Genomic DNA, 10,169 nt, shown 5'->3' with positions numbered 1-10,169 from the left:
CCAGCGGCGCGAACCTCGTCGCGATCGAGAATCTGATCGGCTCGGCGTTCGACGATGCGCTGAACGGGGATGCGGGCGATAACCGGCTGGTCGGCGGCAAGGGTGCGGACCTGATCAATGGGCGCGACGGGCTCGATACCGCGGACTATTCGGGCTCGGCGGCGGCGGTGCAGGTCGATCTTGCCCTGTCGGTGCAGGCCGGCACCGGCGATGCGGCGGGTGACCGGTTGTCGAGTATCGAGGCGGTGAGCGGCTCGGCCCTCGACGATGCGCTGGCCGGGATCGGTGCCGACGAGGCGTTGTATGGCGGCGCGGGCGCGGACCGGCTCGAAGGGCGCGGCGGCGACGATCTGCTTCAGGGCGGTGCGGGCGCCGATGTGCTGATCGGAGGGGGCGGCATCGATACGGTCGACTACAGCGCCAACGCGGGTGCCGTCTCGATCGACCTCCAGACCGGCGCGAGTAATGGCGGTGACGCCGAGGGCGACCGGTTCGACGGCGTCGAGCGTTTCATCGGGACCGGCTTTGCGGACGCGCTGGTCGGCGATGGCGGCGACCAGATTCTCGTCGGCGGGGCGGGCGGCGACCGGATCGATGGCGCAGGCGGGTTCGATACGGCGGTCTATTCGGGCAGCGCCGCGGGGGTGAAGATCAACCTTGCCACCGGCGCCGTGTCGGGTGGCGACGCGCAAGGGGACAGCCTTTCCGCTATTGAGGCCGTGGTCGGCAGCGGCTTTGCCGACACGCTGACCGGCGACGCGGACGCCAACCGGCTCGAAGGGGGTGGCGGCAACGACGCGATCGACGGCGGTGCGGGCGCGGATGCGATGATCGGCGGCGATGGCGACGATAGCTATGTGATCGACAATGCCGGCGACCAGGTGGTCGAGGCGACCGATGGCGGGACCGACATCGTGCGCACCAGCCTGGCCGCGCTGACGCTGGCTGAGGGGGTCGAGGATCTCAGCCATACCGGCAGCGGCAGCTTCACCGGCACGGGCAACGCCCTGGGCAACAGCCTCTACGGCAAGGCGTGGGCCGACGCGCTCTATGGGCTCGACGGCGACGACAAGCTGGTCGGCGGCGCGGGCGCGGACCTGCTCGACGGGGGAGGAGGGCGAGATCAGGTCGATTACACCAAATCGGCCGCGATCACCGTGAACCTGGCGACCAATGTCAATCATGGCGGAGAGGCCGAGGGCGACCGGCTGTTCGGCCTCGAAACCGTGATCGGTTCCAACTATGCCGACAGCATCACTGGCAGCGACGATGTGCTGGCCGGTGACACGCTCTATGGACGCGGCGGCGACGATCTGCTGGTCGGAGGAGCCGGCGACGACCATCTCGATGGCGGGAGCGGCAACGACCTGCTGCGCGGCGGCACGGGTGACGACCTCTATGTCGTCTATCAGGCCAGCGACCAGGTGATCGAGGCGGCTGGGGAAGGGCGCGACCGCATTCGCACCGCCGCGAGTAACTACACGCTCGGCGCCAATGTCGAGGAGCTCGTCTATACCGGGACGATCGGAGCGACGATGACGGGTAATGCGCTCGACAATTTCGTCGTTGGCAGCGGCGGCGAGGATCGGCTGGCCGGCGGGGACGGCGCGGACGTACTGCGCGGCGGGGCGGGTGGTGATCTGCTCGACGGCGGCGCGGGGTCGGACACGGTGGAATATGCCGGGTCGCTGGGCGGCGTGCTGGTCAACCTGCGCACGCAGACCGCGACCAATGGCGATGCCATGGGCGACAAGCTCGTCAGTATCGAGAACGCACAGGGCTCGGCCTTTGCCGATGTGCTGCTGGGCAGCACCGGGACCAATGCGCTGACCGGGGGCGAAGGCGACGATAGGCTCTCCGGCGACGACGGCAACGACACGCTGCGGGGTGGCGTCGGCGCCGACCGGCTCGATGGCGACAAGAATGAGGATGCGCTCTACGGCGAGGACGGCGACGACACGCTGTACGGCGGCCAGCAGACCGACCGGTTATCGGGCGGCGCGGGCAACGATCTTCTCGTTGGGGACACCGAATGGGTCTCGTCGCTTGCGGCGAGGGACAGCCTCGACGGCGGTGATGGTGACGACATATTGGTCGGTGACGGAATAAGCATGACGGCCACCGGGATCGGCGGCGCGGACACGCTGCTTGGCGGGCTCGGCAATGACGTGCTGTACGGCGATGCGGTCAACATGGCGGCCGGCGCGCGCGGGGGGGCGGACAAGCTGACCGGCGGCGGCGGGAGTGATCGCTTCGTTTTTGCCGCCGGCTCAGGCGCCGACGAGATCACCGATTTCACCCGCGGCGGCGGCGAGGCCGACCGGATCGACCTTAGCGCCTTCGACATCGCCTATGAGGCGCTGCGCTTCACCGCGAGCAGCGCGGGGGTGACGGTGCAACTGGGCGGCAGTGATACGATCTTCGTGCGCGGCGTCACCGCGCTCGATCAGGCCGACTTCATCTTCGGCTAAACCTCCCTCAAGAAAAAGGGGCGTCAGCCGAAGACGAAATCCTCGGGTGCGAATGCGTGCGTGCCGCGTGCGAAGATGCTGTCCGCGCCCATGATAACGCGGGTCCCGTCCGCGCTCGCCGTGAAACCAAGTCGTTCATAAGCGATGTCGAAGGCGCTGAGATCGATATGATCCGCGCCCGAGACGAAGTCGATGATCTCGTCGGCGCCCGAGCCGGATGCGAAGACGAACCAGTCAGCCCCCGCACCGCCCGCAAGCAGGTCGTTGCCGCTCCCGCCGATCAGGTGATCGGGGCCGTCGCCGCCATAGAGTTTGTCGGCGCCGCCGGCCCCCGCCGTGGCCTGCTCCCGACCGTCGCCATAGAGCCAGTCGTCGCCGTCGCCGCCCTCCAGCGTGTCGGCGCCGCCCCTGGCGCCGTCCTTCATCACATCACCGTCGCCGATCAATATGTCGTTGCCCGCGCCGCCAGTCAGCCGGTCGCTGCCCCCTTTGCCGTTGCCGTAGACATTGGTCGCATCGCCGATCAGCAGGTCGGCATCGTCGCCGCCATCGAGCCGGTCGTTGGCGCCCCGGCTGCTCAGCCATTCCTGGTCGCCGACCACCCGATCCGCGCCGCCGCCGCCGATGAGCATGTCCGACTGCCAGCCGCCGAGCAGCGTGTCCGCGCCCGACTGGCCCCGGAGCAGATCCTCGCCATTACCGCCTGCGAGCCAATCTTCGCCCGAATTGCTAGCGATGTCGTCATTGCCGTCGAGCCCGCCCAGCGTGTCGCTGCCCGCGCCGCCGATGATCGCGTTGGCGAGCGTGTTGCCATTGCCGGTAAAATCGGCGGCGCCGCGGCGGATCAGCTCTTCGAGATCGCCGGCGAGCGTGTAGCTGTCCAGCGTCGTTTCGACCCGGTCGAACCCGGCGCCCGCCGCCTCGGTGATCCGGTCGCCGGTGTCGTCGACGAGGAAGATGTCGTCGCCCGCGGTGCCAAGCAGCGCATCCGCCGTAGGAGTGGCGGGCAGGGGAAGCAGCGCGATATATTCGGCCGCGCCGGGCGAGGCCTCGCCCTGATCGACGGTCAGCGTTTCGCGGATCGTCTCGGCACCGCTGAGGCCGGGCAGCGAATCACGGGTGAAGAGGGTTGCGAGTTCGGACCGGGTAATTTCGACACCCTGCAAGATGAGCCGTCCCTGCGAGGAGATCACCTTGGTGCGCGACCCGGCATCGTCGAAGCGGCCGCCGATCACGGTAACATCGGCGGAATCGTCGAGCCAGAGCTGATTCTGTTCGGAAATGCCGCCGCGCAGCACCGGGTTCAGCCCGACCGAGTCGATCAGCGTCGCCTCGCCCCAGAGCCGGTAGTTGCGGCCATTCTCCTCGCTGAGTGCGCGGACGACCACAGTGCCGCTCGACTTGAGGTCATAGCCGCCGTCGGTGTTGCCGCGCGCAACCGTATCGATGAAGCGGACGTCATAGACGCCGCGCTCGCTCGCGAAGCCGTCGCCGTTGAAATAGGCGCCTGCGCTGCTCTGGACATTCTCCATCACCACCTGGTTGAGCGTGACATTGTGGACGGTGTCGTCGAGATGGATGCCCGCGGGCAGATCGTCGCCCGTTTGCCCGGCCATGTCCGATGTCACATTGTCGATGACCACATTGTTGGTGTCATACTGGAGGCGGATCGCGACCCTGGAGAAGCCCTCTACGTCGACGTTGCGGATCGTCAGCCCGGTGATCGTCGCGGTGCCCGAAGGCGCGCTGGAATAATCCTCGAAGAAGCGGCGGACATTGTTCGCGTCGATATCCTCGATATGGAGATTGCCGAGATCGGCGGTGACGCGAAAGGCCGTGCCGACATTATCGATTCTGAGGTCGCGGAATATGAGATCGTCCGCGCCCGTGCCCAGTTTGAACAGTTCGTTGCCGGAGGCATCGCCCGCCTGCCAGTCGGCGGGGCGCGAGCCGGTGAAATGCGCGCCCATGGTATTGCCGGCGGAATCGATGCCGCGCACCACCACCGGCTGGCCTTCCGCACCCCCGCGGGTAATGCCGAGAATCCCGGTGACATTGTAGTCGCCCTGGTCGGCCAGCAGCAGCACCTCGCCCCCCGGCCCGGCCCTACCGATCATGGTGTTGAGCGAACCGATGGACGCTGCGTTGTTGATATCGCTGCCGCTTTTGTCGCCGGATCCGGCAGGCGAGATGTACAGGCTTGGCATGGCGAACGACCCCTTGCTGTTGCGGCGAGGCCAACCTCGGCCGAGTCACCATGCTGCACTGCATTATGGTTAGGCCAGCATTATGCTGATCATCGGTGACGTTATTGCGATAAACCGCCGCGGACTTCTGACTCGGGACAAGGCTTTCTGACGGCAGGGAAAATTTCCGGCGTGCAATCTGACCGGTCCGTGTCGCCTCCGCGACGCGACCTTGGTCACGATCCTTGGCCTCGGCGTGAATATCGCTAGCGCGTTCCTGCTCTCGGGCAGCCATTTACATGCGCATTCGCATGATCACTGATGATCATTTGGCCGGTGAAGTCCGCCAGTCGCTCGCAGGTCCCGGCGGGCCCGCATAACCGATCTTCACATCTGGCCAGTCAGCGCCCGAAATCATGTCGAGTTCCGCGGAAACGACAGGCCGTCGAATCTTTCGGTGAAGATCACTGACCGAGGGGCTTGAATGCTCGCTGCCCAAGAATTGGGAACTATCGCAATCGGCGTGCATTTTTTCAAAGGGTTTTCCGCCAGCGACTGCCGGGCCGTCCGGCGAGGCGGGCTATGGACAGGAGAGTGTGATGAAACCCTCATATATCATTATGGCCGCCGTTTTTGCCGTCAGTTCGCCGGCGCTTGCCAATGAGAATTGGCAGGAGAAGGACACCAACGGAGATGGACAGCTCAGCCGAGCTGAACATGACGCCGGGGTTGCCGCAGCATGGACGGCGAAAGATGCGGATGGGAACGGTCAGCTTTCCACGGCGGAAGCAGGCATGAAAGCCGGAACTCACTGGACGGCAGCCGACACGGACGGTGACGGCCAGCTCTCGCAAAGCGAATTCACCGCGATGAAGGCCGCTTGGTTTAGCAAGGCTGATACCGATGGTGATGGATCGATTTCGAAAGCGGAGCATGACGCGGCGAAAGCGATGAAGAAGCGCTAAGCCCGCCGCCTTTTCTTGTGCGCCCCGAACCGGCATCGGGATCCGACCTGCCGAGCAGTCCTCGCCGAACAGCCCGAAATCTATTTCGAGGGTGGCGATCATATATCGCTCGTCCATGTGACGCACGACGACTTTGCGCGTTTGATGCGGCCGGCGCGTCACGGCCGGTTCAGCGAGCGCTGGGAGGATGTCGAGTGACCGATCCGCGTTCCACGAGGAAACGCGACATTTCGGCGGAGGACGCTCGGCAGGGCGAGATTATCCTCCGCCGGCGATGGCAGCGCATCGTCTTCATTGCCGGGCTTGCGAGCTTCGTCCTGTTCATCCTGTTCGGGAGCCTTGTCTACGCGAACGGCTTCCTAGGCGCGGGTCTGCCCGGAAAATAATGGATAGCCGCAAAGACGCGGTCGGTCTTGCCGGCCACGGAAGGAGCAAAGCCGATGACGCTTGGGAAGGAGCTTTACGATATCGAACAGGGCTTCTGGCTCGCGGGAAAAGAGCATTTCCTGGATCATGTCGACGACAAATGTCTCCTCGCCTTTCCGCAGGCGGGCGAGATGCACGGGGTCCATTCGCGCGCCGAGGTCGCCGCTACCGCCACGAACCCGAACAGGTGGCGTGACCTGACCATGAAGGATCGCCAACTCCTGCAGAGCGGCGACGATTTTGCGATCATCAGCTACAGGGCCGAAGTGACGCGCGCCGACGGCGAACCCTATATGGCGCTCGTGAGTTCGGCCTATGTGCGGCGATCCCATGGTTGGAAGCTGGCGTTTCATCAGCATTCGCCGGTTTGAGCGACGGGCCTCGCGTCGCGGGCAGGATGCCGCGAGCCGAGAATGGAAGGTGCCGCACCTCTGCCGGCAGATACTCAACCGGCGCCCTTGATCGGCATTACGTCCGCCGCCTCGCTCTGCACGGGAGCGTTTCCAGTGCCAATCGGAGCCAAGATCGTCGCCGGAGTGGCTGTTGCCTATGCCTTGTCACCGATCGACCTGATCCCCGACTTCATTCCTGTCCTCGGATATTTCGACGATCTCATTCTGGTGCCGACGGGCCTGTGGCTGGCGATCCGGCTCGTTCCTCCGGCTCTGATGACGGAATTTCGCAGCCGGGCAGAGACGTTGGATCAGCTTCCCTCGAGCCGAACGGCCGCGATTGCGGTGGTCATCATCTGGATAGCCGTGATGGCCGCCATCTTATGGGCATTTTGGCCGGTGCCGGCTTATTGAATTCGCCGCGCGCCATCGCGGCGCAGTTCGGTCACGGAATAGGGGCGATGGATCGGCTGCTGATTTTTCTTTGCGGCGCCGCAGCCGGATCGGTGGCCCACCGGACAGTTAGCCCGGCGAAGAAGGAAAGGGCCAAGCCGTGACCGATCGGAATCACTGGACCCTTGTCATCGTCGCGCTTTTCGCGCTCGGCTGGACGCTGCGCGAAACCGCGCCGGTCAGCATACCGATCGCGGCGGCCTTTCTCTCCGCGCTGGCGGTCCTCCCGGTCAGCATCGCGGTGAGCCGCGCGGTGCCGAGGGGCGGTCAGTGGTTGGGGCCATTTTGTGCGACCGCCCCTATTCTCCTGCTCCTCCTCCTGTTCCTGGCCGGGATCAGCTTTGCCGGGCGCGAGGTGATCGCGGCCGCGCCCATGCTGTCGTCCCGCATCGACGAAGCGGTCGCGAGCGGCGGGCGCAGCCTGCTGGGCTTTTCGGTGGCCAACCCGTGCCAACTCGAAACGCTCCTGCGCGAAGTCATCGGGCCGGTCGCGCAGCATGCGAGGCGCGCCGCTGCCGCGGTCGCGGGCGGCTCGCTCACCTTGGTCGCGACTTTATTCCTTCTCCTGCTGATGCTGATCGAAGCGCCGGTCTGGCGCGCCAAACTGGTGCGCCTCTCGCACGAAGAGGCCGCCCGCTGGGAAGAGGCGTTCGAAGAGGCGGCGATCCGGATACGGCGCTTTCTCTGGACGCGGCTACTGCTCGGCGCGGCGACGGCGCTTCTCTACACCGCCTATCTCTGGATATTCGGGATCGACCTGCTTTTTACCTGGGCTTTGCTCGCTCTGCTGCTCAATTTCATCCCAACGATCGGGTCGATCATCGCCGGGCTTCTTCCGGCTCTCTATGCGCTGGCGACCAAGGATCCCGGAACCGCGCTTGCCGTCGCCGGAGGTCTGCTGGTGATCGAGCAGATCATGGGCAATTATGTCGATCCGCGGCTGATGGGACACCAGCTTGGCCTATCGCCGGTCATCGTGCTGATCACGCTGATGGTCTGGGGCTGGATATGGGGGCCGCTTGGCGCATTCCTCGCCACGCCCCTCACGGTGTTGATGGCGACGCTCCGCACGCATAGTAGCCGGATGCGACCGGTCGGGATGCTGCTCGGAGACACTTCAAATGTGAATCCACGCGATCCCTAGGGCTGGAACGACGCGATAGGTAGCAAAACGTCTCGGTTTCCCCGAACGTCATGGCTACAAATCGCGCACATCCGGCGCCAATATCGGGCCATGAAACCGGAACGTCGAAAGACGGTGGGCGATGGCGGAGAACAGCTCTGGAGGTTGCGCGGCGCTGATTCGAAGCCATCACCGGTGCACCGTCTGCTTTAGCCGCCTTTCTTTCATAGCGGACCGACCGCAATCGGCCCGTTTGAGCTGAAGAGCGGCTCGGCAGCAATGCGCCCGATGTCAGCCGTTCGGTCTACGTCTGGGCTGGGCCCGATAGCGGACATCGCGCAGTAAATGGGACCGCCACTTGATGCTTTTGGACTTGCCGTCGGTAATAGGCATCGAGAAAGTTTTCGGCCGCGTCGCTCATTTCGTCCTTAAGAGCTAGCCCCTTGAATCTATAGAGATACGGGATGACGAGGCGGCTAGTCGCTCGGCGCAAATAAATTGCGTTCTGGAACTTGCACCCGTTAAGACCGCCGCCCAGTCGATGGTGACCTGCTTAACCCTACTGCGCCTGAACTCGCCGGTGCGCGTCCAGTAGGGGCGCCGGGCGTCGTTGATCCGCGCGCAGAAGGTCCGGTTACGAAGATGAGCGTTTCCAGGCCCGCATTTTGCCTCCTCCATCCAAAGGAGAGCCTGGCGAGACTGAAGAAGACGAATGGACGGGCGCGACTCTAGCGATGGCGATCGACAGGACCGCCGCGCTCGCTCCAGCCGTGGTTTCCGTCTTTTGGGGTTACAAAAAGGATCTGCAGCTCCTCGGAGTGAACGCGAAACGAGTGCGGGTACCCCTTGGGAACGACGACCATGTCGCCGGCCGCCGCGTCGCGCTCGGCTATCTGTCCATCCGGTAGCTGAAGCCTGAAGGTAAAGTTTCCGGCAATCACCACTAGGATCTCGTCGCCTTGATCATGTTGCTCCCACAGGCCGTCGACAATGTTCTTGGGAAGCCTCGCCACCCCGAACATCACTGGAGCGCTCCACTCAGTCTCACCAAATATTGTTGGACGATCGACGTCAGAGATAGCTTCGGCTTCTTTAGCGAGGATGAAACTCCTGATGGAGACGCTTTGCGTTGTCGCCGATTCGGACATGCTCATCACACCAGTCTTCCGATTGATTTTCGTGTCCAACTATGTGACGAAACATTCGCATTTGCTATTCGCATTCGGAAAATCGGGAATGAGCAGACGACTGCCGGACACAAATCCAAGAAAACTGCCGCGGCAGGAACGATCGAAGGCCACCGTTGAGGCCATCTTGATCGCAGCGACTCAGGTTCTGATCGAGGATGGATATGAGAGAGCGACCACCGCTCGAGTGGCGGAGCGGGCTGGTGTCAGCGTCGGCTCGCTCTATCAATACTTTCCCAACAAGGAAGCGCTGGTAGGCACTCTCGTGGAACGCCATGCAGATGAAATCGTCACGATCATGCACCGTGCGCTTCGTGACTCGGCCCACCGTACTCTGGCGGACGGCATCCGGGCGGTTATCCGTGCCGGCGCGGAAGCACACCGCATTCAGCCTATCTTGCATAAAATTCTGTATGAACAAGTCCCGCGGGTCGGGCGGCTCGGCAAGGCGATGGATACACATCGCAAGGTCACTGCAGAGATCGAGGGCTTCCTACGAATTCATGCTAACGAACTTCCCGCGGATCACGACCTTGCGACCGCTGCAATCGTCGTCGAAACGGCTTTGGAAGCCCTTGTCCACAAAGCGGTGATCGACCGCCACGAACTTCTTGTTGAAGATCTCGTCGAGCAGGAGACGTTTAGATTGATCACCGGCTATCTCTTCACAACATCTCAGGGAGAAGTCCGAGTCTGATGACTCAGGCCGGGCGGACATGGCTCTCCCGCTGAAAGCACCAAGTCTTCAGGGCACAACGCGGATCGGTGATCACATAGCGCAATTGGCCCTCGTCCAATGTCAAAACAGCTCGTCCAACATCAGGTGGAATAGCAGCTTGCTTGGGTCTGGCTTGAGAACGCCGTACCGGGTGACGTGACCCCCTGGTTTCCACCAGCCGGGATTAGAGCCCAGCGGCTTTGTTGCGCATGAGCGCGGTGTAAGCAATGGCCTGCGCAGCGGAGCCC

Annotated in this window: 9 protein-coding genes; 7 read left to right on the top strand and 2 right to left on the bottom strand. The window is 63.7% G+C overall.

The genetic code is table 11. The annotated features are described in order from the left end of the window. Nucleotides 1-2,471: calcium-binding protein (locus VIR62_RS01460; RefSeq protein ID WP_431868075.1), on the top strand; the 2,471-nt coding region annotated here is incomplete at its 5' end. 23 nt (nt 2,472-2,494) lie between these two features. Here the strand turns inward: VIR62_RS01460 and VIR62_RS01455 are convergent. Next, nucleotides 2,495-4,678 carry a calcium-binding protein gene (locus VIR62_RS01455; RefSeq protein WP_431868073.1) on the bottom strand — a complete coding sequence of 728 codons (2,184 nt, stop codon included), beginning with the start codon at nt 4,676-4,678 and terminating at the stop codon, nt 2,495-2,497. Nucleotides 4,679-5,256: 578 nt separating this feature from the next. On the opposite strand from VIR62_RS01455, the gene VIR62_RS01450 reads away from it, so the two are divergent. The 5 genes from VIR62_RS01450 to VIR62_RS01430 all read left to right on the top strand — a co-directional run bounded on the left by VIR62_RS01450 (nt 5,257) and on the right by VIR62_RS01430 (nt 8,037). Beyond that, on the top strand, nt 5,257-5,622 hold the full coding sequence (locus VIR62_RS01450) for an EF-hand domain-containing protein (RefSeq protein ID WP_431868071.1): 366 nt from the start codon (nt 5,257-5,259) through the stop codon (nt 5,620-5,622). Between the two features lie 194 nt (nt 5,623-5,816). After that, complete coding sequence (locus VIR62_RS01445; protein WP_431868069.1) at nt 5,817-6,008, top strand: hypothetical protein; 192 nt, start codon at nt 5,817-5,819, stop codon at nt 6,006-6,008. Between the two features lie 54 nt (nt 6,009-6,062). Next, nucleotides 6,063-6,419 (top strand): hypothetical protein, encoded by a 357-nt coding sequence (locus VIR62_RS01440; protein ID WP_431868068.1) that lies wholly within the window; start codon nt 6,063-6,065, stop codon nt 6,417-6,419. A 42-nt stretch (nt 6,420-6,461) separates the two neighbouring features. Then, nucleotides 6,462-6,854, top strand: coding sequence for a YkvA family protein (locus tag VIR62_RS01435; RefSeq protein ID WP_431868066.1), 393 nt, complete (start codon nt 6,462-6,464; stop codon nt 6,852-6,854). A 139-nt stretch (nt 6,855-6,993) separates the two neighbouring features. Beyond that, entirely contained in the window at nt 6,994-8,037 is a 1,044-nt protein-coding gene (locus VIR62_RS01430) for an AI-2E family transporter (protein ID WP_431868065.1), read from the top strand. Between the two features lie 707 nt (nt 8,038-8,744). Here VIR62_RS01430 and VIR62_RS01425 read toward each other — a convergent pair. Next, entirely contained in the window at nt 8,745-9,038 is a 294-nt protein-coding gene (locus tag VIR62_RS01425) for a cupin domain-containing protein (RefSeq protein ID WP_431868063.1), read from the bottom strand. Nucleotides 9,039-9,117: 79 nt separating this feature from the next. On the opposite strand from VIR62_RS01425, the gene VIR62_RS01420 reads away from it, so the two are divergent. Next, entirely contained in the window at nt 9,118-9,900 is a 783-nt protein-coding gene (locus VIR62_RS01420; protein ID WP_431868061.1) for a TetR/AcrR family transcriptional regulator, read from the top strand. Nucleotides 9,901-10,169: the final 269 nt, after the last annotated feature.

This window comes from Allosphingosinicella sp. (assembly GCF_036570505.1).
Lineage (GTDB): Bacteria > Pseudomonadota > Alphaproteobacteria > Sphingomonadales > Sphingomonadaceae > Allosphingosinicella.
This window is presented reverse-complemented; position numbering and strand designations above follow the sequence as displayed.